Consider the following 21017-nt stretch of genomic DNA (forward strand, 5'->3'; position numbering starts at 1 on the left):
GGGGCCGAGCGCCTACGGGGGACACGCGCGGTATGGTTGGCTGCCCCACCGCTTCCCCTTTGAAAGAGCCAGAGCCGCCCATGAAACGCCTGCTGCTGTCCGCCGTCGCCGTCCTGTCCCTGATGTCGCCCCTGGCCTGTGACCTGGAGAAGACGGGCAACCAGCTCGCCGCGGACCACGTGATGGTGGGCACGCTGCTCGCCACGCCGCAGGTGGACGTGTCGACCTCCGCGCTCGCGGGCTACGACGCGGGGACGTACGGAGGGCCGGACGGAGGCGACGTGGTGTCCTTCCCCGGGGAGACGGCGGCGTTCCTCTTCTTCGGGACGAAATCAGGGGAGAACGCGCAGCCGGAGGGCCTCGCTGGCGCCACCGTGACGCTCCAGGCGGGCTCGGCGGCGGCGGTGCCCCTCAACGCCCAGGGCGGCGGCAGCTACGGCGTGACGAGCAGCTCGACGGACGCGCTGACGTATGCGTCCGGGGCGACGTATTCGTTCATCGCGATGCAGGGAGGGACGCGGTACGAGGCGCAGGTGAAGGACTCCCCGACGAAGGAGGCCATCACCGCGTTCCATCCCGCCGAGGGCTTCGTGCGCATCGCGGCGAACACGGCGTTCGGCTTCGACCGTCCGGCGCCGCCCGCGAACCAGGACCGCACGCTGGGCTTCGTGACGGTCGTGCCGGTGGGCGCGGATGGGCAGAAGGGTGAGCCCACGTATTCGAACGCGCCGACGACGCCGGTGGAGTTCCTCCAGCTGGCGGCGGTGCCGGCGACCTACCGCGAGGCGCGCGTCACCATTCCCGCCACCGCGTTCCCGAACCCGAGGCAGACGTACCTGGTCATCTTCCAGGCCGTGCGCATGGGCGGCGCGGAGTCCGACAACCTCTTCCTGGGCAGCGTCGTGCTGGCGGGCACGTCCGAAGTGGGCATCTTCCGGACGAACTGAGGCGGGCTACCCCGTCTCGATGTCGAGCCCCAGGCGCCCCTCCAGCTTGAGGCGCAAGAGGTGGCCCGCGAAGCGCTCCGCCTCCTCGCGGGTGAGGATGCTGCGGAAGTCCGGGCCGTCCGCGATCTCGACCTCCATCACGGCGCCGCGCTGGAGGAGGCGGAAGAAGTCCTCCCCTCCTCCCGGTCGCGGCACGCGCAGGGGCACGAAGCCCTTGAGCGGCAGGACGTCCACGCTGGCGTCGATGACGCGCAGGAGCCCCTGCGCGTCCGGGCGCACGGCGTCGGCGGGGATGGATTCCTCCGGGTAGAGCGGCGCGGGTGCGAGCGCCAGGTCCTCGGTGGAGTCGTCGAAGAGGAAGCCGTAGCGGGACGGCACGCGCTGCGTGAGCAGGTAGCAGAGCAGGACGGCCTCATCCGGGCCCACGCGGGCGACGTGCAGGATGGAGCGCTCCGCTCCCACGCGGCGCAGGAGCAGCGTGAGGTGGGGCTGGCTGCTCGCGAGGTAGCGGCGGACACGATCCAGGAGCGTGGTGCGCACTTCGGTGAAGGCCGCTTGATAGCGGGCTTCGCTCTCCGCTTCGCGCTGGGTCACGGCGTCGCGAGCCCTGGCGAGCTTCGCTTCCGCGTCGCGGAGGAAGTCACTGGCGGCACCCTGCGGCTGGAGGCCCGGGGTGTTGCTTCCGGTGTCCATGCCGGCCGCGCGCACGGCGCCCAGGAGGAAGGAGCCCTGCTGCGCGAGGCGCGCCTGTTCTTCACGGAACTGGATGAGCGAGGCCGCGTGGTCGCGCTTCAGCTCCGCCCACGCGTCGTAGGTGGACTCCAGCGTTTCCAGCGTGCGGAGCTGGCCCAGCGCGGACTCCGGGCCGTCTGTGTTTCGGGGGGCCAGGTCCGCCTTCGGCGCGGGAGGGGGCGCCTCCACGGCCGGGACATCCACGGGCGTGTCGTGGCGCAACGGGCGCGGGGGAGACTTGGACGGCGGTGGCTTCTTCCCGGCGCTCACGGTGCGTGCTCCTGGTGCGAAGGCATGGTCACTGCGGCCAATAGGGATAGCGGAAGACACGGCCAAACCGACCTACGACCCAGATGTCTTCCGGACTGCTGCCATGAATCCCATACAGTGAATAACCAGGACTTACAGTCCTCCATTCGGAACCATTGTACCGGTAGATCACACCTTGCTCACTGACGATGTAGATGGAGTTCCTTCCGAAGGCGAGCACCTCCGTGAAGTTATCACTCACACCGGGCGTCCCGGCGGCGACGCTCCACGTCACACCGTTCCAGGTCAGCAGTGTTCCGTCCTCTCCAACGGCGTATGCGAGCCTCGGGCTGACGACATGGACCGCATTCAAGCGTCCAGTCGTGGGCACGCTCGGCTCTTTGAGCCAGCCGCGCTGGGACGGTGAATACCGGAGAATCACCGAGGAGTTTTGCCCTCCTACCGCAAACATGACATCAGGCGACACACCGTTGATGTCCTTCAAGGGGCCTGCGTCAGTTACCTGCGAAGGACCAATCGACGAAGCCCCCCCATCCCAGGTGAACATAGCCCCTCTTGGGCCACTCCATTCACTTGTGACGCCATGGATTTCAACGCCCTGGCCCGCCCTGACAAATCCCTGAAGTCCCGTCACATCGGCTTTGCCTTCCAGCAAATAGGTTCGGGGGCCGCAATATGAACTGGAGGGCTCCTGTACAATCAAACCGCCTTCGTCATGCCCGATATAGGCAACGCCCGTCTGAGGGTGTGCCCAGACACCACCAAGATTCTGGGTAGAGGTCCCGTCGGCGCATTTTCCAGGCAGGATGTTGAAGCCACTGGACCCCGGTACTTTCACAGCACGCGCTGAGTCAGATCCAACGATCCATACGCCTCCATCGCCGTAGGTCGCGACATTGAGCCAGTCCGTTCCCGGACCGCCGATGGACTGCGTAATCCATCCAGGAGGCCCCCCAGTGCAGGCGCCTTCATCCGTCACGCCGTTGCAGTTGTTGTCCTGCTCGTCGCACAACTCCGGCGCGCTGAAAAAGATGAATCGATTCCCGTCATCGCAATCCGCTCCCTGCAGCACAAATCCCGAACCAGGCTGGACACATGACACCACGCCAGCGTCAGCTTGACCATGACTGTCATTGTCGTCATCCGGATACCAGGTGGGAGCCGGGCTCGGCAGCTGACATCGGCTCCCAGTGCCACTTTCATTACACTGAATTGAACCAAAGCATTGCGTCTGCGCGTTGAGACAAGTGCCGCCGACATTGAAACCCTCGTCGCTCCCTCCCACGCAATTATCATCCAGGCCGTTACAGACCTCCACGGCACCGGGTTTCACATTGCCGCGACTGTCATCACAGTCGTCATGGGGCGCACTGAGCGGCAAACGGTTCAAAGGAAGCTGCGCGGTACAGACCGGCACCTGTCCCTGCTTCACGTCTCCATGTCCATCCAGGTCCTCGTCTGCCCAGGCGTACTGAACGAAAGGCGCGACACAGATCACCGCAGCGTTCTCTCCACAGCTCCGGACGCCCGTGCACCCCTCCCCCGTCGTGCAGGCCTCTCCCAATCCAAGCCCGTCGTCCGACACGCTGTTGCAGTTGTCGTCCTCGCCGTTGCAAAGCTCCGTCGCCCCGGGGTTCACCGTCGCCACCGTGTCACGGCAATCCGTGCCCCCAGTCGCAGTGCCGACGTACCCATCCCCGTCCGCGTCCGTCGCCACCAAAGCGAACGCCAGCTCGGAGACACCGCCTTCACGAAGCGTGGACTGACGCCGCTGCGTCGTCACCGCGGTCCCCTCGCACGTCTGCTCGAACGCCTCCACGGAGACCGACACCGCCAGGCTCCACGTCTTCAGCGGAGAGAACCCCTGCGTCAGCGTCTTCCCCTGCTGCGCCGTCCCCCGGTAGGGCACCGACACCGTGCGCGTCTCCTCGCTCGCGTCGTCCTTCGCCACGAACCGCACACACCCGGGCACGAAACCCGTCGCGTCCACGCGCACCCGTAGCATCCCGCACTCAGCGTCCCCCACCGCGCAGAACCCGCGCTCGCGCCAAAGGTCCTCCAGCGACGGCACGGTGCACCGCACCAGGGACACCGCCAGCAATGCCACCCACATCACGACGCGAAAACGGGACATGCCGTGAATCCTAGGCCATTCCCTGTCACCGCCTGCCCCGGAAACACGAAGGCCCCTCCCCGCTTGCAGCGGGAAGAGGCCCGTGGACTTCAACGCCAACCCGGAATCAGGTCGTGCGCGAACCCGGGGGCACCGTGGAGCCGGTGGCCGCGGTCTGCGTCTCCGTGCCGCGCGCGCTGTTGATGGCGCCCACGAGCTTGTCCTGGCCACCCTGCAGCTTCGTGCGCAGGTCGCCGCGCAGCTGCTGCCCGGGCTTGTCCGCCATCAGCAGGCCCACGCCCACGCCCACCAGCAGGCCGGCGGCGAAGATGCCCAGCGCGGGCAGCGTCGTCTCCGCGGTGGTGCGCCGCGTCTCCAGACCAACCAGGTCCAGCAGGTCGTCACGGTCCAGCTTCTTCAGGTCCTTCAGGCTCAGCATGTGCGACTCCGGGGGTTTGCTTCAGTGGGAAAGCCGTGTGGCGCTGGGAATGACTAGACGCTGCCCGACGGCGGCGTGCCGCGACCGGACTGGTAGCCCTGGAAGGCCGACTCGGCCATGCCCAGCAGCTCGTCCTTCACGAACGGGAGCGCGGCCAGCCGCACGCCCAGCTTCAGGATGCGCGCCGTCAGCGGCGTGAAGAGGCCACCGCCCAGCACGTAGCCCACGCCCGCGGCGATGGCCAGGGTGCCATAGGGGTTGCGCTCCACGCGGCCCTTCAGGTCCAGGGTCTGGCCCAGGTCCGCCACCGCGCTGCGCGCGTTGTCGATGAACTGCTGCGCGTCCGACCCCAGCTGATCCACGCGCTGACCGAAGCCCGCGTCATCGCCGTGTTCCGCCGAGCCGTTGCCGCCCGTCGTGCCCGAATACGTCGTCATGGTCGTGCTCCCTTCCTGAACCGTCCCCGAAGGGCGGTTAGCGCGAGGCGATCCGGCCCACGAGGAAACCCACCGCGATGGCACCCAGCAGGCACGTGCCGGGGTTCGCCCGGATGAAGCCCACCACCTGACGATTCAGGTCCACCAGGTTCTGCCGCGCCTCATCCACCTGCGGCAACACCTGATCCTGAAGCTGCCGCGCCCGGTCTGCCATCTGCTGCGGATTGATTTCCATGAAGGCCCTCTGCTGTGCGTTGGTTCTCGATTGCTTCCAGAAATGTGCTCATCCGGCCGCGCGGGCGCTCAACCTCGGCGCCGCGAGCCCACCACGTACCCCACGAGGAAGGCGGTCCCCACGCAGGCGTAGGGATGACGCCGCACCCACTGGCGCCAGTCGGTGGCCACCGCCACCTCCTCGCGCAGCGCGCTCACCGACGTGGCCAGGTCGGCCCGGGTGCGCTCGATTTCCTCGCGAAGCGCCGCGCTGCTGCGCGGAAGCTGTCCATTGCTAGCGGCCATGCTGCGGCTCCTTGAAGACCTTCCCCGTGTCGTTCTTCAGCGTATTCACGCTGGACGCCGCCTCCGGGGGGCGCGTCGTGGTGAGCGCCGCCATGCTGCGCGACAGCTCACTCGTGGTGTCATCCATCATCTGGCGCGACTGCATGCGCTTCACCGCGCGGAGGATGCCGAAGACGCCTCCGCCCAGGTTCAACCCGCCCACCAGCGCGAGCGCCCCCGCCCACCCCAGCCACGTGGCCAGGACAGCCGCCAGCGCCCCGCAGACGAACGCGTAGCCCACGAGGAGGAAGGGCACGAACACGGCGATGCTCGCCACGTCCAGGCCCACCGCCTTCGCGTCCTCCGCGATCTCCAACCGCGCCAACTGCAGGTGCTGCGTCACCAGCTTGCTGAAGCCGTCCGCCATGCGCCCGACGAGCGCGGCGACGCCGCGATCCGTCTGTTCACTGCCCACGTGCATGCGCTCTCCGGCCGACGCTCACATCCTGTGCGCGTGGGCGCCAACCTAGGCACCCCTGCTCGCCGCGACAACCACGGCGCGGTGAAACTGTCCGGCGTTCGCTAGCGTCGGCCACTCAACGCGAGAACCCTCCGGACCCGGGCAAGCCTAGCCGATCAGCTGCACCGGCGGCGCGACGGGCGGCTGCACGGAGATGGGCGCCTCGAAGCGCATCACCAGCGGCAGGTGATCCGACGCCACCCGGCTGAGCGGCGTGCGGTGCGGCGTCACCGACACCGGCCGTACGCCCGAGTCCACGTAGATGCGATCCAGCCGGAACAGCGGCAGCCGCGTCGGGTAGGTGCGCGCGGCGGCGCCCAGTTCGAACGCGGCGTCGTGGATGGCCTCCCGCACCAGCGACGACACGGGGCCGTTGCCCCAGGAGTTGAAGTCCCCGCACACCACCATGGGGTCCTTGCGCGCGGCGTCCCGGAGCAGGTCGGCGGACAGCAGGAGCGACTCCTGCCGCCGCCGTTCACTCACCGACAGGCCCAGGTGGAGGCAGAAGACGTGGAGCTGCTTGCTGTCCCCCAGGTCCAGGTCGCAGCGGAGTGCCCCCCGGGGTTCCCGGCCCGCCACGCTCAGGTCGTAGTTCTTCGACTTGAGCACCGGCAGCCGGCTCAGGATGGCGTTGCCGTAGCGCCGGCCGTTGCGGACGACGTTGGGTCCGAAGGCCATGTGCATGCCCAGCAGCTCCGCCAGGTGCTCCGGCTGGTCCTCCCGGGACGTCTTGCCCCGGAAGTCACCGACCTCCTGCAGGGCGACGATGTCCGCGTTCACCTCGCGGAGCACCGCGCCCACGCGCGACAGGTCGAAGGCCCCGTCCACGCCGATGCCACTGTGGATGTTGTAGGAGACGAGGGTCAGCTCCACGCGTCGTCCACCCTCCTTCCTCTCATGCCGGGATGATCCGGCGGGCCGCCAACCGCACCACCTCCAGGGGCAGCGAGGCCAGCCGCTGCACGGCCGACGCCACGTCGCCCACGCCCGTCTGGATGGCCTTGAGCTGCCGGCGCGCATCGCCGACGAGGTCCGACAGCCCGCCCTGCGAGGGCAGCGGCTCCTTCGTGGTGGGCAGGGCGCCGATGGGCGCCGTCGTCCCGATGGCGGGCGCCGCGGCCTCCTTGCGCCGCTTCTTGGCGTTCGCCCGCGCCGGCTGCGCGTGGGAGAACTTGGCGTCGGGCTCCGGACGGGCCAGCTCCTCGAGCTGGAGCTCCATCTTGCGCGCCATCAAGATCTCTTCCGTCTGCGCGTGGCTCTTGCCGTAGTGGATGCCCTCCTGGTCGTCCACCGACACGCGCGAGGACTGGGCCAGCTGCTCCTTGTCGCGCTGACGCAGGCCGCGCTTCTGCACGGGCAGCGTCTTGGGCACCTGGAAGTGGTCGAAGCTGTAGGAGCGAGGCATGCGCGCTCTCCTTTCCAAAATCGATGCGCTGCGTTGATGGACTGAAGCTAGGGAGCCCTTCGCCGTCCGTAACGCCTTGACTTGATGGAACCGGGAAGCCTGCCTGCCCTTCGTTCGACCAGGAACAGGGTTTCGCCTCCCAGGGCACGCAAGTACCGACAAAGGCACGCTTTCGCAGCCTGCCTCCGGGACGGCCTTCCAGACGTCCACCAGGAGGCATCCGGGCAAGCCCTTCCGTCCAGAGAAGCAGACAACCAACACCCGTGACGCCGCTCCGGGAAGGTTCCGCGCGCGCGTGGTGTAAAGAAGCGCCCATGCCCGCCCGGAATCATTCCGCGTCCCGCCTCCTGCTCCTCACCCTGCTCGCCTCCGGTCCCTCGGTGCTTGCCACCCCGTCGCCTGCCTCCCCACCGGCCGTCGTCCGGGGAGAGATGGCGCCCCTGCCGGTGAAGCCCGTCAGCGGCCCCCGCCTGTCGCTCCAGCCCGTCAGCGCGAAGCCCGGAGACCCCGTGCTGGTAACGGTGCGCGGCGCGTCCGGGCTCCCCACGGGGACGCTCGATGGCCGGCCGCTGCGCTTCTTCGCGTGGCAGGACGGTTACGCCGCCCTCACCAGCCTTCCGGTGGAGCAGTCCGCCGGCACGGTGGGCGTGGACGTGACGGCCCCCGGCCGGGGCCTGCCGGTGGCGCTGTCGGGCTCGCTGGAGGTGGGCGCGCCGGGCTACCGCGAGCGCGAGCTGCGCGTGGCCAGCAAGTACGTGTCGCCGCCCAAGGCGGTGAAGGCGCGCATGGAGGCGGACCGCAAGGCGTTCGCCGCGGCGTTCGCGCAGCCGTTCCGCACGCCGCTGTTCGGGCAGAACTTCGCGTGGCCTCGCAAGGACGAGGTGACGGCGCCCTTCGGCGACCGGCGCTCGTTCAACGGCAAGCTGCAGAGCCAGCACTTCGGCGTGGACCTGGATGGAGACCCGGGTGCGCCGGTGCTCGCCGCCAACGACGGCACGGTGGTGATGGCGCGCGACAACTACGCCTCCGGAAACACCGTGCTCGTGCACCACGGCGCGGGGCTCTACACCGCGTACTTCCACCTGTCGCGCATCGGCGTGAAGGACGGCGCGAAGGTGAAGGCGGGCGAGGAGCTGGGCCTCGTGGGCAGCACCGGCCGCGTCACCGGCCCCCACCTCCACTGGGGCGTGAAGGCGGATGACCGGTGGGTGGATGGCCAGACGCTGCTCAAGCTGGACTTCTTCGGCGCCCAGGAGACGCCGGGCGTCGCGACCAGCTCACCAGACCTGGGGAATCGATAGCGCGCGGCGCGCCTCGTCGGGCGTCATCGGCTCGCGGCCGGCGTCGCGGGCCATGCGCACGGCCTTCTCCACCAGCGGACCGTTGCCCTTGGCCATCTCCTTGCCCTGGGTGTCCAGGTAGAAGTTGTCCTCCAGACCCACGCGGACGTTGCCGCCCAGCACCAGCGCGGCCATCAAGAGCGGCCACTGCACGCGGGAGATGCCAATCACCTCCCAGGTGTCGGTGGGGCCCACCTGCCGCGCCATGTGCGCCAGGTTCTCCGCCGTGGGCGCGACACCGCCCAGCACTCCCATCACGAAGCTGTACTGGAGCGGCGGCTTGAGCGCGCCCATGGCCAGCAGCGGCTGCGCGTTGTGGATGTGCCCCACGTCGAAGCACTCCAGCTCCGGCTTGCTGCCGCCGCGCTTCATCGCCTCCGCGGCCATCAGGATGTCGGAGAAGGGGTTGGGGAACACGAAGTCGAAGACGAAGCCTTTGCGCTTCTCCGAATACTTCGCGTAGTTCATCGAGCCCATGTTGAGGGCGGCCATCTCCGGCCCCACCTCGTGCACGTACTCCAGACGCGAGCGCTTCTCGTCGTCGCCCTCCACCCCCATGTTGAAGCCGCCGGTGGAGAAGTTGACGATGATGGGGCTGCGCTTCCTCACCTCGTCGCGGATCTGCCGGTAGATGTCCTTGCTCCAGGACTGCTCGCCCGTCTCCGGGTCTCTCGCGTGGATGTGCACCACCGCGGCGCCCGCCTCGTACGCGCGGCGGGCCTCCTCGGCCAGCTCCACCGGCGAGTACGGGATGTAGGGACACTGCTCGCGCTTCGTCAGCACGCCGTCGAGCGCGCACGTCACGATGACCTTGTCGTTCAGCGAAGCCATGGAATCGAGACCTCCTTCAGGAGAAGTCGTGGGGAGAGAAGCCGGGGGGATGAGCTGCGAAGGGGTTTCAGCGGTCCTTCCACTGCGGAGGGCGCTTCTCGAGGAAGGCCGTCACGCCCTCGGCCGTGTCGTCCGACAGCACGTTGAGCGACAGCTGCGATGCCAGGAACTCCAGCGCGGCCGGCAGCGGCAGGTCCTCCGCGGTGAAGAACGCGCGCCGGCCCAGGGCCAGCACCGCCTGGCTCTTGCCCGCGAGCTTCCCCGCGAGCGTGGCCACCGTGGCGTCCAGCTCCGCGGCCGGCACCACCCGGTTGAGCAGCCCCAGCGCCAGCGCCTCGCGCGCGGGCAGCCGGTCCCCGGTGAGCACCAGCTCCAGCGCGCGCTTGCGGCCCAGGTGCCGCTGGAGCAGCGCCATCATCATCATGGGGAAGAGGCCCACGTCGATTTCGGGGGTGCCCAGCTCCGCGCCCTCCACGGCGACGGCCAGGTCACACGCGAGCACCAGGCCCAGCCCGCCCGCCAACGCATGTCCGTTGACGCGCGCCACGGTGGGCTTGCGCACGTCCTGGAAGCGCGTGAGCAGCCGGCCGTAGGCACGCCGGCCCTCATGGGTGGCGAGGAAGCCGCCGTCTCCGCCGAACTGCCCCAGGTCCCCGCCCGCGCAGAAGGCCTTCTCACCCGCGCCGGTGAGCACGAGCACGCGCACGGCGGGGTCCGCGTCCGCGCGGTCCAGCGCGTCGTTGAGTCCCTGGATGACGCCCGGCGACAGCGCATTGCGCGCCTTGGGCCGGTCGATGGTCAGGTGCGCTTGGGGGCCTTGGACTTCGTACCGGACTTCTCCCGCTTCCATGTGGACACCTCTGGAGGGGCCTCGCTCTTCGGAAGTTCGCCCTGCGGCGGCTCACTCCGGGGGACGAGGACGCCGTGAAGGAAGGAGTCGGCGATCTGCGCCTTGGCGCGCTCCAGCATCACCGTGTCACGCGCGTCCGCGAGCCCCACGACGAAGGCCGTGAGGCCCATCTCGATGGAGCCGAAGAGCAGCGCGGAGGCGAGCAGCGGATCCACGTCCGGACGCAGCTCACCCGCCTCCTTCGCGCGCGTGAACATCTGCGCGCTCAGGCGGATGACGTCCACGAAGGCCGTCTGCCGGTTGATGCGGGCACCCGCCGGACTGCGGGCGATCTCCAGGATGAGGACCTTCACCGCGCGCGGGTCGACGCGGTAGGCCTCGAAGGCCACGTCCGCGATGCGGCGCACCTTCTCCACGAGCGGGCCTTCGCTCTCCGCGACCAGGCGCGCGCGGGCGATGAAGCCGCTCCAGCCCGTCTCGAAGACGGTCTCCAGCAGCTCATCCTTGTTCTTGAAGTAGTGGTAGACGAGCCCGTACGCGACGCCCGCCTCCTTGGCGACGTCCGCGATGCGGCAGCCGTGGTAGCCCTTGCGGGCGAACACGTCGATGGCGGCACGCAGGATGGTCCGGCGACGCTCGCTCTCCCGCGTCCCGCCTTCCGACGCCGACTTCTGCTGGCCCACGCGTCCTCCACGGCTGGTTGATTCAAGAATCAATCAGCCACGGTACGGACGCGGACCTCCGGCGTCAATCCTTACGTGGGGCCTCCCGCCACGCCGAGGGGGTGGCGGGCGGAAGGCGCTCACGGGCAGCGGCCTGCCAGGTGTGATTTCAGGCGGCCGAGCCGTTGAACATCACCCGGGCGACCCCCAGCAGACGGTCCACGTCGCGGGCGTTGAGGCCCCGGGCGCGGGCGAAGTCCGACAGGGGACGCAACAGGTCCTCCGTCTGGGCTGGGGTCTGCTCGGTGCCCGTGAAGAGCTCACCGAGACTGACACTGAGGGCGTTGGAGAGCGCCGCGAGGGTCTCCACATGGGGTACACGCTCGCCGCGCTCGATCATGGACAGGAAGGACACGCTGATCTGTGCCCGCTCGGCGAGCTCTTCCTGCGTCCATCGCTCCGGGCGCTGCGTGCGAAGCTCGCGAATGCGCTGGCCAATTCTTTTTCCGAGGTCCGACACGAAAGACGACTCCTGGGGGGGGGGAATGTTCCGAGGTGAGTGCAACCATCGCGCACGGCGGGTGATTCCTACCCACCTGAACCAAAGGACCCGAAACCGGCGACACTGAGGTTGATGCCTGCGAATTCCGGCGACTGATTGCGCCTCAGGATCATCACCCCCTCGATACGCCAGCAGTCACAGGCGGGTCCATAGGACACGCCGAAGGTCTGCTGTGCAAGGGGCTGACTTTCCTGGGAATTCACATCTTTATACAGCGGCTGCACCAATGCTTCGTATCGCAACCCGAGCCCGAATCCGAGCTTGATTCGCGTACCGACAGTGAGGGCCTGGGCCCGTTCGGTCGGAGAGGGGTCGGGTTGATCGGTGTGGGACGGTAGGGGGCGGGGTGCGTCTCCCACCAGCATGTCCACGCCCCGGCGCACGAAGTCGGGGCCCTGGGCGAAGGGATCCAGGCCCCGGTCCAGGGAGAGCTGCTTCACGGCGAGCAGGTCGTCATAGCGCGCGTACAGCGCGTTGCCCCGGCCGTTGTCGATGGTGAAGTCGGCGCCCAGCTGCGTGATGTCCCCCGTCGTGGGGTCCATGCGCACGAGCCCGCCCGCGGTGACGACGCCGGCGCTGGCGGACAGGCGCGCGAAGGTGTCGCGCAGCACGCCGCCGCCCACGGTGTCGCGGCCCGCGACGGGAGCGTGGCGGGACAAGTCAAAGCCCTGGCCGATGCGCAGGCGCAGCGGTTCGCGGTTCGTGGGGCCCTTGCGCACGCGCAACGTCTGATCCACGGCCAGCACGGCGTGGAGGAAGCCGCGCACGCGGCCGTCGGACTGGAGCGGCACCGCGGCGTCGAGTTCGTCGTAGACGACGGGGACGGGGCTGGAGCCCACCGGCCGCGTGGCGGTGAGGCCCTGGCCCCAGCCGCCCGGCACGTAGCGCAGGCTTACTGAAGGCGAGAGCGTGTGGCGGTAGAGCGTGTCCTTGTCCGTGAAGGTGCGGGCCAGCTGCGAGTCCAGCACCAGGTCCGCCAGGGGGTAGCCGCGCTGGGAGGTGCGGCCGGAGTACTCGCCCACGGCGACGTCCTGGCGCACGCCCAGCGAGGGCGTCAGCCGGGCCCAGGTGCCCAGCCCGTAGGAGCGGGACACGCGCGACAACAGCGACACGCGGTCGCGCGCCTCGCGCTCCGTGGTGTCGAAGCGGCCGTTGCCCTCCAGGTCGTCCTTGGGCAGGTAGAAGGAGTTGATGTTCAGCGGCGCGGACGCGGGGCGCCACTGGCCCAGGGGCGCGAAGAGCGCGTCCCGGCCATCATCCGCGAAGGCGCTGCGCAGGGGCGCGAGCCGGCTGTACTCCACCTGCAACCCGCCCGTCGCGAGCCCCCCGAACAGGGGCCGGTCCGGCAGCGCGAGCGTGATGCCCGGCAGCCGCTGGAAGGTCGTCGGGCCGTGCGGTTCGACCGGCACGGTGTTGTAGGGGGTGGCCTCCGCGGGGATGGGGTTCGGTTTGAAGAAGCGGTACGGGTAGCGCAGGTCCTGGCGCAGCGACACGTCCAGCCCCAGGTAGCGGTCGTCCTGGCGCTGGTACACGACGGCCGTGCTGCGCAGGTAGCTGTAGTTCTGCACGAGCACGTCGGCGGTGAGGTCGCGCGTGTAGAAGCCGTCCGACACGAAGTACGCGTCCACCCGGTCGCGCCAGCCGTCGCCCAGCTCCTGCGTGTGCTGCCAGGACGCCTCGCCGCGCAGCCCGCGCCGGTCCCGGATGATCTCCGGGGTCAGCACCGGCGCCTCCGGCTTGGAGCGGTCCCAGACGCGGAAGAACGCCGCGGTGGTGGGATCCAGGCGGGGCCGCAAGTCATAGAGGAAGCCCAGCGTGGCGCGGCCCCGCGTGTGGTCGCTGGGGACGTAGCGGAACTCGGTGAGCAGCCGCGGCCCCTGCACGCCGTTGGGGCGCGTCTCGCGGATGGGGTTGCCCTCCGCGTCCTGGAACGGGCCGTTCACATCCCCGCCGCCCGTGTAATAGCCCGGGGTGAAGGTGAGGTCGTAGCTCTCCCCCAGCGTGACGAAGACGGGCACGTCCAGCGCGAAGCCGTTGAGCCCGGAGTTGGAGGGCCGGGGGATGAGCAGACCCGTGCGCCGCTCGGCCAGGGGCAGGTAGAGCCACGGCAGCGCGAACACCGGCACGGAGCGCACGTACACGACGGGCCAGGTGAGGATGGCCCGCTCGCCCATGACGACGTTGGCCTCCTTGGCCTCCACGCGCCAGCCCGGCTCCCCCGGCCCGCACTGGCACGGGGTGAAGGCGAGCCCGTCCACGGAGAAGGCCGCCTCCCCGGTGCGGCGGATGCGCGTGCCGCTCATCAGGATGGGCGTCTCCCCCAGCTTGCGCAGCTCGTCCGGCGTCTTGGCGGCCTGGAGGGCTTCGGGGGTGACGCCCTTCTTCTGCATGAAGAGGCCGCCCTTCACGTTGGCCTCGTTGGAGCGCAGGTCCACGCGGACGTCTTCCGCGACGGCGGCCATCATGCCACTGACGAACATGACGTTGCCGGTGGCGGTGGCCACCTGGGTGGCCTCGCTGTACGTCACCTCGTCCGCGCGCAGGACGTTGGGGCCGCTTCTCAGCTCGCAGTGGCCGCGCGCGGTGAGGACGTCCGACTCGTAGACGACGTAGTCGGCCGCCAGCTCCACCACCTCGCCGGTGGGCAACTCCACCTGGGTGGCCAGCGGAATCTGGGCCGACACCAGGAGCGTCAGGGCAACCGGTGCGAGGAAGGTCATGCGGGGTGCGTCGGAGGTGGGCGCCGTGCCGGCAACGGCGCCCTGCCCGTCCTACCGGCCCGGACGCGGGAAGTCGAGGGTGATGAGCCCGCCTTCCTGACGTGTCTGGTAGCGAACCCCCTGCTTCAGCTGGATGACGACGCGCACGCTGTGGCCCGCGCCGGAGAACACCTCCACGCGCGACACCGCCGACGGGAAGAAGTGCGTGTCCAGGGGCAGCGTGTTGTTGGACTCCACCACGCGCGTGTTCTCCAGCTCCAGCACCACCTGGTTGCTGGCGTCGTTCACGGTGTAGCGCACGGGCTCGTTGGTGCGCACGAACACGCGCGAGCTGTCCGGCTGCTGCTGGAAGCCCACCAGCGTCATCGTCTTGCGGCGCGACGACGTGGCGCCTCCACCGCTCTCCCGGGGCTCGCGCGCGGCGCTGCCCTGGCTGGGGCGCGGGGTGGACTCCCGGGACGCCACCGTGCGCTCCTGGCGGCGCTCGCGGGCCTCGGCGGCCTGCTGGCGCTTCGCCTCGGCGGCGGCGACGCGCGCCTGCTGCTGTTCCTCGCGGCGGGCCTGGGCGGCGGCCTGGGCCTCCTCGGCCTTCTGGCGCTTCGCATCCGCGGCGGCGGTGCGGGCCTCCTCGGCCTGCTGGCGCTTCGCCTCGGCGGCGGACTGGGCCTCCTGGCGCTTCGCCTCGGCGGCGGCCTGCGCGGCGGCGCGGCGCTCCTCGGCGGTGCTCTTCGCGGACGCCTGGGCCTGTTCAGCCTGCTGGCGCTTCGCCTCGGCGGCGGCCTGTTCGGTGGCGCGGCGCTCGTCCTCCGCGCGCTTCGTGGCGACGCGGGCGTCCTCCTCCTGGCGCTTGCGCTCGGCGATGGCGGCCGCTTCCGACGCGCGGCGCTCCTCGTCCTGGCGCTGCGAGGCGAGGCGCGCCTCCTCCTGCTTCTTGCGCTCGGACTCGGCGTCCTCCTTGGCGCGGGCGGCGGCCTCGGCGGCGGCCTTCTCCTGGGCCTCGCGGTCCGCGCGGGCGGCGTCGGCGGCGGCCTTGGCGGCCTTGTCCTGCGCGTCCCGGTCCGACGCGGCGGCGCGGGCCGCGTCCTGGGCATTGGCGCCCGCGGGGGTGTTGGTCGCGGAGGCGATCTCCGCCGTGCCCTGCTGCTGCGGGGGCGGCGTGTTGGCCGCGACGGCGGTGCCGCCTCCGGCGCCCAGGACCTTCACCACCAGCTTGTTGCCGGCGGACTGGATGTCCGTCTCCACCTCGCGCTCATAGCCGATGAGGATGCGCGCGATGGACGCGGACTCGGTGCCGTACATGGCGGTGCGGATGCCCGTCACGGTGCCGTTGGCCACGGGCAGTTCGGCCTCCACGCCCTGGAAGACGGCGCCAGACACGTCGATGACGAGCCGGGGCGGGTCCGTCATGGTGAAGCTGTTGAAGTCCGGCTTCTTGCTACCGTTGATCTCCACCGTCCCACCGCTGACGGTGATACCGGTGATGGTGTTGAGGTCCGCCGGCGCCGACTGCTGCGCCAGCGCCACCAGGGGCACGAGCACCCATCCGAGCAGCGACACCGCAAAGGCCTTCATCGACCACTCCCGTTGACGTTCGCCAGAGGGGCGTGAAACTAGCACGCAGCCGGGGGGCTCCAACTTTTCAGGCCCGCGGGAACGTCCGGGCTTCAACGCAAGCGGGGCAGCACGGGCGAACGCGTGCGGTGCGTGCGGGTGTATTCGATGAGGTTCTTGATGTCGTAGCAGATCTGCCGGATGTCGTGCCCCATGGTGAGCTCGACGTGGCTGTTGCCCTTCACCGGCCGCCACAGGAGGTACTCGCTCTTGGCGGCGCGATACACGCTGCGGGTGGACTCCACCGATGCCAGCGGATCCAGGTCCCCGAAGATGATGGCCATGGGGATTTCAATCTTCCCGAACCCGCGCTTGAAGTCGTAGTCGGTGCGGTAGCAGACCATCTCGCCCCGGCGGATCCACCGGGCGAACTGTTCAATCACCTTGCGCGGCTCACGCTCGCCGCCCTCGCGCAGGAGCCAGCGGATGTCGTCGCGGCTGACGCGCTCGGTGTTGACGAGCCGGTTCAGCTTGCGCGTGAAACGTTGATACAGCGGCGAGTCATCCGCCTGCGCGAGCTGCCGCTCCACGAACTTGAGGACGACGTCCACCGGCACCGCGTTGAAGACGAGCGACCTGGGGGTGTCCGCCGCCAGGTGCTTCTGGAGCCTGGGGCTGAAGACGCCCGCCCCCTTCGCCAGGAGCCCCTTGCCGAACGCGCTCGCGCGGCGCTCCAGGTTCATGCCCCCCAGGGTGAGGTCCACCGCGCTCGCCACGAGCGGCGAGCCGTGCGCCAGCATGCGCAGCAGCATGAAGCCGCGCCCCAGGTCCGCGGGCGCGCCAATGGTGATGAGCCCCTCGAAGTCGTCGTGGATGCCGGCGTAGCCGTAACCCAGCATGCCGCCCATGGAGTGGCCGCAGTAGAAGACGCGCTCGCGGCGGGTGATGCGCTTGACGCCGGAGACAGCCGCCGGCAGGTCGTAGAGGAAGTAGCTGTCCAGGTCCCAGCCGTAGTCCAGGTCCGGGGGCAGCGGGCGCTTGAAGCGTTCGGCGCGCTCCTTCTGGAAGGCGATGGAGCTCTTGCCGTGTCCGCGCAGCTCCAGGATGTGGATGTCCACGCCGAAGAAGAGGAGGTTCTTGACGAACTGTCCGCTGGTCCAGGTGTGCCGGTTCTGGGAGAAGCCGTGCACGAGGAGCAGCGGCTCACCGAACAGCGGCTGCGCGAACGCCTGTTTCACCGGCCGGTAGCGCGTGATGACAAGCGACCATCCGTCCGCCGTCTCCACGACGTAGTTCGTCTTTGAGTACAGTTGCCGGAAGTCGACTTCATCGACGGTGGGCATCGGAGGGCCCGGAAGGGCCGATCTCCAGTCCGGCAAGCGCATGTTTCAAAGTTACTGCCGGTGCTGCATCGCGCCAAGGTTTCGTGCGAGCAATCGTTTCACCGCGCCTACCAGGAACAATGAGCCCGTGCACAACACGAGCCCGTCCGCGGTGCTCTCCGCATCCACGCGCGCAGCCGCGAGGGCCTCCTCCAGGGCACCATGCACGACGACGCGTGAACACAACGCCCGCGCTTCGTCGGCATAGCGCTCCGGGGCGAGCGAGCGTGACGTGTCCAACGGCGTGAGGTGAACGGAGGCCGCCAGCGGAAACAGCGCGCGCATCATCGGCCCGCGATCCTTGTCCGCCACCACGCCGAACACGAGGTGCAGGGGCCTGCCCGCGTAGAGCGCGCGCAGGGCTTCCAGCAGCACCGCCACGCCCGCCGGGTTGTGCGCGCCGTCCACCACCACGGAGGGGCGCGTGGCCACCTCCTCCAGCCGTCCGGGCCAGCGCGCCGTGGCCAGCCCCACGCGGGCGGCCTCCGGAGTGACGGCCACGCCCCGCGCCTGGAGTTCTTCCAGGCAGGCCAGCGCTACGGCGGCGTTCTGGCGCTGGTAGGGCCCGCGCAGGGACAGCGTCAGGTCCTCGAGCGTCCAGGCGAGCCCCTGGTACGCAAGCCTGCCGGTGTCACGCACGTCGAACTCGAAGTCGCGCCCCTCCAGGCGGACGGGGACGCCGAGCTGTTCCGCGCGGAGCAGGAGCATGTCCAGCGCTTCGGGGTCCTGCCGCGAGAGCACCACCGGCACGGACGGCTTGAAGATGCCCGCCTTCTCCCCGGCGATCTCCCGGAGCGTGTGGCCCAGGTACTCCATGTGGTCGAAGGACACGGGGGTGACGCACGTGACGACGGGGTTCGCGGCGCTGGTGGCGTCCAGCCGTCCGCCCAGGCCCGTCTCCAGCACCGCCACGTCCACGCGCTCGCGGGAGAAGTGCCAGAGGGCGACCACGGTGCCGAACTCGAAGTACGTCATCGGATCCGACAGCGCGGAGGGGTAGCGCTCCAGCACTTCGAGGATGCGCTGCCCGAAGACGTCGTCCGGGATGTCGTCACCCGCGACGCGGATGCGCTCGTTGACGCGCACCAGATGCGGCGACGTGTACAGGCCCACCCGGTGGCCCGCGGCCTGGAGCGCGCTGGCCACGAAGGCGCAGGTGCTGCCCTTGCCGTTGGTGCCGGCGACATGCAGCGCCGGGTAGTCGCGCTCCGGGTGATCCAGAGCGGCCAACGCGTCCTTCACCCGCTCCAGGCCCAGCTTGATGCCGGAGGGGTTGAGCGCCTGGAAGAAGCGCAGGGCCTCCTCGGGGGTGGAGGGCGCGTCCATGACGGGAAGCGCCCTACCCCAGCAGGCCCAGGAGCTGGCCCAGCTTCGTGCGCAGCTCCTTGCGGTGGACGATGGCGTCAATCATCCCGTGGTCCAGCAGGAACTCCGAGCGCTGGAAGCCCTCCGGCAGCTTCTGGCGGATGGTCTGTTCGATGACGCGCGGGCCCGCGAAGCCGATGAGGGCGTGCGGCTCCGCGAGGATGATGTCGCCCAGCCAGGAGAAGGACGCGGCCACGCCGCCGGTGGTGGGGTTGAGCATCACCGACACGTACGGCTTGCCGCTGTTGCGGAAGCGCGCGATGGCCGCGGACGTCTTCGCCATCTGCATCAGGGAGAAGATGCCCTCCTGCATGCGCGCGCCGCCGGACGCGGAGAACACCAGCGCGGGGCACTTGAGCTCGTAGGCGCGCTCGAACACGCGCGTCACCTTCTCACCCACCACCGAGCCCATGGAGCCGCCCATGAACTCGAAGAGGAAGCAGCCCACGGAGACCTGGTGGCCCTCGATGCGGCCCACGCCGGAGATGAACGCGTCGTTCTCGTCCAGGTTCTTGCGCGTGGACTTCAGCCGGTCCTTGTACTTCTTGGTGTCGCTGAAGCCGAGCGGGTCCAGGGGCTCCAGCCCCTTGTCGAACTCCTCGAAGGAGTCCGGATCCAACGTGGCCGCGAGCCGCGAGCGCGCCGTCCAGGCGTGGTGGTGTTCGCAGTGCGGACACACCATCCAGTTCTTCTCCAGCTCCTGACGGTAGATGATCTCGTCGCAGCTCTCGCACTTGGCCCACAGGCCCTGCATGCGGGACGGCTGGGGCTCTGCGGCGGGCTCGGCTTCGACGGCGATGCGGGGCTTCTTGGAGAACCAGGCCATGAGGGCACCGGGGGTTAATCCGCCTGCCGCCCACCGTCAATACCCCCGTACGGCGCGCCGCGGCACAGGGCCTGCTAGAACTGGAAGATCTCCCCCAGTTCCAGGACGTTGACGGGCAGGGGGGCCAGCTCCTTCTTGAGCTGCGTCACGAAGGCGGGCTTCAGGTGGTAGAGCATCACCTGGGCGCCGTTGCGGTCGAACTTGCGCAGCTCCGAGCCCACGGTGGCGGGCGTCAGGTGGCCGGAGATGTCCGCCAGGGCCTGGAGGCTGTTGGGGAAGCTGGCCTCCAGGAGCAGGGCCTTCAGATCCTTGGTGGCGTTGAGGGCCTTCCACAGCTTGTCCGTGGGGCCGGTGTCGCCGCTCATGGCGAGCGAGGACTTCCCGTCGGAGATGATGAAGGCGCACGACTCCACGGGGTGGCTCACCGGCACGCTCTTCACGGTGTAGGGGCCCACCTGGAAGGTGCTGCCGGCGCGGAAGGTCTTGATGGCGAGGACGGGCTTGAGCCGCGTGGGGATGCGGGTGAAGTCCGGCCAGAGCGCGTTGTTGAACATGTTCTCGCGCAGCGCCTTGGCGCACTCGCGGGAGGCATGGATGGTGACGGGCTTGTCCCTGCGGCCGATGACCAGGTCGGCGAGCAGCGGCAGGTCCTTCACGTGGTCGAAGTGGCTGTGGCCGACGAGGATGTCGTCGACCTTGCAGAGCTGCTCCAGCGTGAGCGTCCCGGTGAGTGCGCCCGCGTCGAGCGCGAGCACGTCGTCCACGAGGAAGCAGGTGCTCCTGCACGTGGGAAGCTCGCCACCGTGGCACCCGAGGACTTGCAGCTTCACGCTAGAGGTCTCCGAACTTCCACTTCATCTCGAGGTAGTTGAGGAAGTCATGCAGCCGTGCCGTGTCATACACGGTCAGTCTGTCACCGCTGCGCTCGATGAGCCCCGCGCGCTCCATCCGGTCCAGCATGCTGCGCACGGCGGGCTCGCCCACGCCGATCTGCCGGGGCATCTCGCGCACCGCGAAGTCGATCTCCACGCCCTCCTCCAGCGGCCGGCCCCGCGTCTGGCAGGCCTGGAGGATCTGGTGGACCACGCGGCTGGCCGGGTCCCCGTGGAGCAGGTTTTCGATCTGCGCGTCCGCCTCCGACAGGCGCTCGGCCAGCTTCTTGATCATCCGGACGGCGATCTCCGCGTTGCCGCGGATCATCGCCTCGAACGTCTTGGGGTCGATGACGAGCAGCTTCGCGTCGTCGTAGACAGCGGCGGAGGCGTTCCGGGGCTTGTTGGAGATGATGGCCATCTCCCCGAAGAATTCGCCCGGCCCCAGCACGGCAAGGACCTTCTCCACGTCGCGCACGCGCTTGGAGATGGCGATCTTCCCCGACTGGATGACGAACATCTCCTTGCCGATCTCTCCCTCACGGAAGAGCTCGGTGCCCTTGGGGAACTCCTTGCCAAATCTTTGAAAGAGGGTTTCCTCGGCGCCCATCTGACCAACGAGTCAATCAGCCCCCACCCCACCGGTCAAATATCGCGAGAGCGATATCGCAGGCCGCTGAGGCCTCCTGCTCCTG

At 69.2% G+C, this 21017-nt stretch carries 22 protein-coding genes; 2 read left to right on the plus strand and 20 right to left on the minus strand.

What is annotated here, in order from left to right; all coding sequences use genetic code 11:
- Positions 1–80: 80 nt before the first annotated feature.
- Positions 81–947, plus strand: coding sequence for a hypothetical protein (locus tag D7V97_RS06165; protein ID WP_120609659.1), 867 nt, complete (start codon positions 81–83; stop codon positions 945–947).
- Positions 948–953: 6 nt separating this feature from the next.
- On the opposite strand, the gene D7V97_RS06170 is transcribed toward D7V97_RS06165, so the two are convergent.
- From D7V97_RS06170 to D7V97_RS06210, 9 genes are all read right to left on the minus strand, one after another.
- Complete coding sequence (locus D7V97_RS06170; protein ID WP_368668883.1) at positions 954–1949, minus strand: hypothetical protein; 996 nt, start codon at positions 1947–1949, stop codon at positions 954–956.
- Between the two features lie 28 nt (positions 1950–1977).
- Positions 1978–4083 carry a putative metal-binding motif-containing protein gene (locus D7V97_RS06175; RefSeq protein ID WP_120609660.1) on the minus strand — a complete coding sequence of 702 codons (2106 nt, stop codon included), beginning with the start codon at positions 4081–4083 and terminating at the stop codon, positions 1978–1980.
- Positions 4084–4189: 106 nt separating this feature from the next.
- Positions 4190–4501, minus strand: a complete 312-nt coding sequence (locus D7V97_RS06180) for a YtxH domain-containing protein (protein ID WP_120609661.1) — start codon at positions 4499–4501, stop codon at positions 4190–4192.
- 53 nt (positions 4502–4554) lie between these two features.
- On the minus strand, positions 4555–4938 hold the full coding sequence (locus D7V97_RS06185) for a hypothetical protein (protein WP_120609662.1): 384 nt from the start codon (positions 4936–4938) through the stop codon (positions 4555–4557).
- A 37-nt stretch (positions 4939–4975) separates the two neighbouring features.
- Positions 4976–5173, minus strand: coding sequence for a hypothetical protein (locus D7V97_RS06190; protein ID WP_120609663.1), 198 nt, complete (start codon positions 5171–5173; stop codon positions 4976–4978).
- A gap of 68 nt (positions 5174–5241) precedes the next feature.
- Positions 5242–5457, minus strand: a complete 216-nt coding sequence (locus tag D7V97_RS06195) for a DUF3618 domain-containing protein (RefSeq protein WP_120609664.1) — start codon at positions 5455–5457, stop codon at positions 5242–5244.
- Complete coding sequence (locus D7V97_RS06200) at positions 5447–5917, minus strand: phage holin family protein (protein ID WP_120609665.1); 471 nt, start codon at positions 5915–5917, stop codon at positions 5447–5449. The genes D7V97_RS06195 and D7V97_RS06200 overlap by 11 nt, the downstream gene beginning before the upstream one ends.
- A 147-nt stretch (positions 5918–6064) precedes the next feature.
- On the minus strand, positions 6065–6829 hold the full coding sequence (locus D7V97_RS06205; protein ID WP_120609666.1) for an endonuclease/exonuclease/phosphatase family protein: 765 nt from the start codon (positions 6827–6829) through the stop codon (positions 6065–6067).
- Between the two features lie 22 nt (positions 6830–6851).
- The gene (locus D7V97_RS06210; RefSeq protein ID WP_120609667.1) at positions 6852–7361 is read right to left on the minus strand and encodes a hypothetical protein; all 510 of its coding nucleotides are present in this window, start codon (positions 7359–7361) and stop codon (positions 6852–6854) included.
- Between the two features lie 314 nt (positions 7362–7675).
- Between D7V97_RS06210 and D7V97_RS06215 the strand changes: the two genes are divergently transcribed.
- Positions 7676–8662, plus strand: coding sequence for a M23 family metallopeptidase (locus tag D7V97_RS06215; protein ID WP_120609668.1), 987 nt, complete (start codon positions 7676–7678; stop codon positions 8660–8662).
- Here the strand turns inward: D7V97_RS06215 and D7V97_RS06220 are convergent.
- The 11 genes from D7V97_RS06220 to D7V97_RS06270 form a co-directional block, all read right to left on the minus strand.
- A complete protein-coding gene (locus D7V97_RS06220; protein ID WP_120609669.1) occupies positions 8639–9532 on the minus strand; it encodes a 3-keto-5-aminohexanoate cleavage protein in 894 nt (297 codons plus the stop codon). The two genes, D7V97_RS06215 and D7V97_RS06220, sit on opposite strands and share 24 nt — an antisense overlap.
- 67 nt (positions 9533–9599) lie before the next feature.
- Positions 9600–10382 carry an enoyl-CoA hydratase/isomerase family protein gene (locus D7V97_RS06225; protein ID WP_120609670.1) on the minus strand — a complete coding sequence of 261 codons (783 nt, stop codon included), beginning with the start codon at positions 10380–10382 and terminating at the stop codon, positions 9600–9602.
- Positions 10331–11065, minus strand: coding sequence for a TetR/AcrR family transcriptional regulator (locus tag D7V97_RS06230; RefSeq protein WP_120609671.1), 735 nt, complete (start codon positions 11063–11065; stop codon positions 10331–10333). The genes D7V97_RS06225 and D7V97_RS06230 overlap by 52 nt, the downstream gene beginning before the upstream one ends.
- 148 nt (positions 11066–11213) lie before the next feature.
- Positions 11214–11564, minus strand: a complete 351-nt coding sequence (locus D7V97_RS06235; protein WP_014398120.1) for a helix-turn-helix domain-containing protein — start codon at positions 11562–11564, stop codon at positions 11214–11216.
- 68 nt (positions 11565–11632) lie between these two features.
- Positions 11633–14326 carry an LPS-assembly protein LptD gene (locus D7V97_RS06240; protein WP_120609672.1) on the minus strand — a complete coding sequence of 898 codons (2694 nt, stop codon included), beginning with the start codon at positions 14324–14326 and terminating at the stop codon, positions 11633–11635.
- A 51-nt stretch (positions 14327–14377) separates the two neighbouring features.
- Positions 14378–15898: an AMIN domain-containing protein gene (locus D7V97_RS06245; protein WP_120609673.1), complete on the minus strand. Its 1521-nt coding sequence runs from the start codon at positions 15896–15898 to the stop codon at positions 14378–14380.
- A gap of 92 nt (positions 15899–15990) precedes the next feature.
- Positions 15991–17262 (minus strand): alpha/beta fold hydrolase, encoded by a 1272-nt coding sequence (locus tag D7V97_RS06250; RefSeq protein WP_120609674.1) that lies wholly within the window; start codon positions 17260–17262, stop codon positions 15991–15993.
- Between the two features lie 9 nt (positions 17263–17271).
- Positions 17272–18585, minus strand: coding sequence for a folylpolyglutamate synthase/dihydrofolate synthase family protein (locus D7V97_RS06255; RefSeq protein WP_199728718.1), 1314 nt, complete (start codon positions 18583–18585; stop codon positions 17272–17274).
- A 13-nt stretch (positions 18586–18598) separates the two neighbouring features.
- Positions 18599–19450: an acetyl-CoA carboxylase, carboxyltransferase subunit beta gene (gene accD, locus D7V97_RS06260; protein WP_120609675.1), complete on the minus strand. Its 852-nt coding sequence runs from the start codon at positions 19448–19450 to the stop codon at positions 18599–18601.
- Between the two features lie 74 nt (positions 19451–19524).
- Entirely contained in the window at positions 19525–20280 is a 756-nt protein-coding gene (locus D7V97_RS06265; protein ID WP_120609676.1) for an MBL fold metallo-hydrolase, read from the minus strand.
- A gap of 1 nt (position 20281) precedes the next feature.
- On the minus strand, positions 20282–20932 hold the full coding sequence (locus tag D7V97_RS06270) for a Crp/Fnr family transcriptional regulator (protein ID WP_120609677.1): 651 nt from the start codon (positions 20930–20932) through the stop codon (positions 20282–20284).
- Between the last annotated feature and the right edge of the window lie 85 nt (positions 20933–21017).

Source organism: Corallococcus sp. CA053C (genome assembly GCF_003611675.1).
Taxonomy (GTDB): domain Bacteria; phylum Myxococcota; class Myxococcia; order Myxococcales; family Myxococcaceae; genus Corallococcus.

Bases quoted from the DNA above. Each gene is read 5' to 3' on its own strand.
- D7V97_RS06245 (WP_120609673.1), bottom strand. From the start codon at position 15,898: ATGAAGGCCTTTGCGGTGTCGCTGCTCGGATGGGTGCTCGTGCCCCTG.
- D7V97_RS06255 (WP_199728718.1), bottom strand. From the start codon at position 18,585: ATGGACGCGCCCTCCACCCCCGAGGAGGCCCTGCGCTTCTTCCAGGCG.
- D7V97_RS06200 (WP_120609665.1), bottom strand. From the start codon at position 5,917: ATGCACGTGGGCAGTGAACAGACGGATCGCGGCGTCGCCGCGCTCGTC.
- D7V97_RS06195 (WP_120609664.1), bottom strand. From the start codon at position 5,457: ATGGCCGCTAGCAATGGACAGCTTCCGCGCAGCAGCGCGGCGCTTCGC.
- D7V97_RS06225 (WP_120609670.1), bottom strand. From the start codon at position 10,382: ATGGAAGCGGGAGAAGTCCGGTACGAAGTCCAAGGCCCCCAAGCGCAC.
- D7V97_RS06185 (WP_120609662.1), bottom strand. From the start codon at position 4,938: ATGACGACGTATTCGGGCACGACGGGCGGCAACGGCTCGGCGGAACAC.
- D7V97_RS06215 (WP_120609668.1), top strand. From the start codon at position 7,676: ATGCCCGCCCGGAATCATTCCGCGTCCCGCCTCCTGCTCCTCACCCTG.
- D7V97_RS06165 (WP_120609659.1), top strand. From the start codon at position 81: ATGAAACGCCTGCTGCTGTCCGCCGTCGCCGTCCTGTCCCTGATGTCG.
- D7V97_RS06220 (WP_120609669.1), bottom strand. From the start codon at position 9,532: ATGGCTTCGCTGAACGACAAGGTCATCGTGACGTGCGCGCTCGACGGC.
- D7V97_RS06190 (WP_120609663.1), bottom strand. From the start codon at position 5,173: ATGGAAATCAATCCGCAGCAGATGGCAGACCGGGCGCGGCAGCTTCAG.
- D7V97_RS06240 (WP_120609672.1), bottom strand. From the start codon at position 14,326: ATGACCTTCCTCGCACCGGTTGCCCTGACGCTCCTGGTGTCGGCCCAG.
- D7V97_RS06180 (WP_120609661.1), bottom strand. From the start codon at position 4,501: ATGCTGAGCCTGAAGGACCTGAAGAAGCTGGACCGTGACGACCTGCTG.
- D7V97_RS06175 (WP_120609660.1), bottom strand. From the start codon at position 4,083: ATGTCCCGTTTTCGCGTCGTGATGTGGGTGGCATTGCTGGCGGTGTCC.
- accD (WP_120609675.1), bottom strand. From the start codon at position 19,450: ATGGCCTGGTTCTCCAAGAAGCCCCGCATCGCCGTCGAAGCCGAGCCC.
- D7V97_RS06250 (WP_120609674.1), bottom strand. From the start codon at position 17,262: ATGCGCTTGCCGGACTGGAGATCGGCCCTTCCGGGCCCTCCGATGCCC.
- D7V97_RS06210 (WP_120609667.1), bottom strand. From the start codon at position 7,361: ATGCCTCGCTCCTACAGCTTCGACCACTTCCAGGTGCCCAAGACGCTG.
- D7V97_RS06270 (WP_120609677.1), bottom strand. From the start codon at position 20,932: ATGGGCGCCGAGGAAACCCTCTTTCAAAGATTTGGCAAGGAGTTCCCC.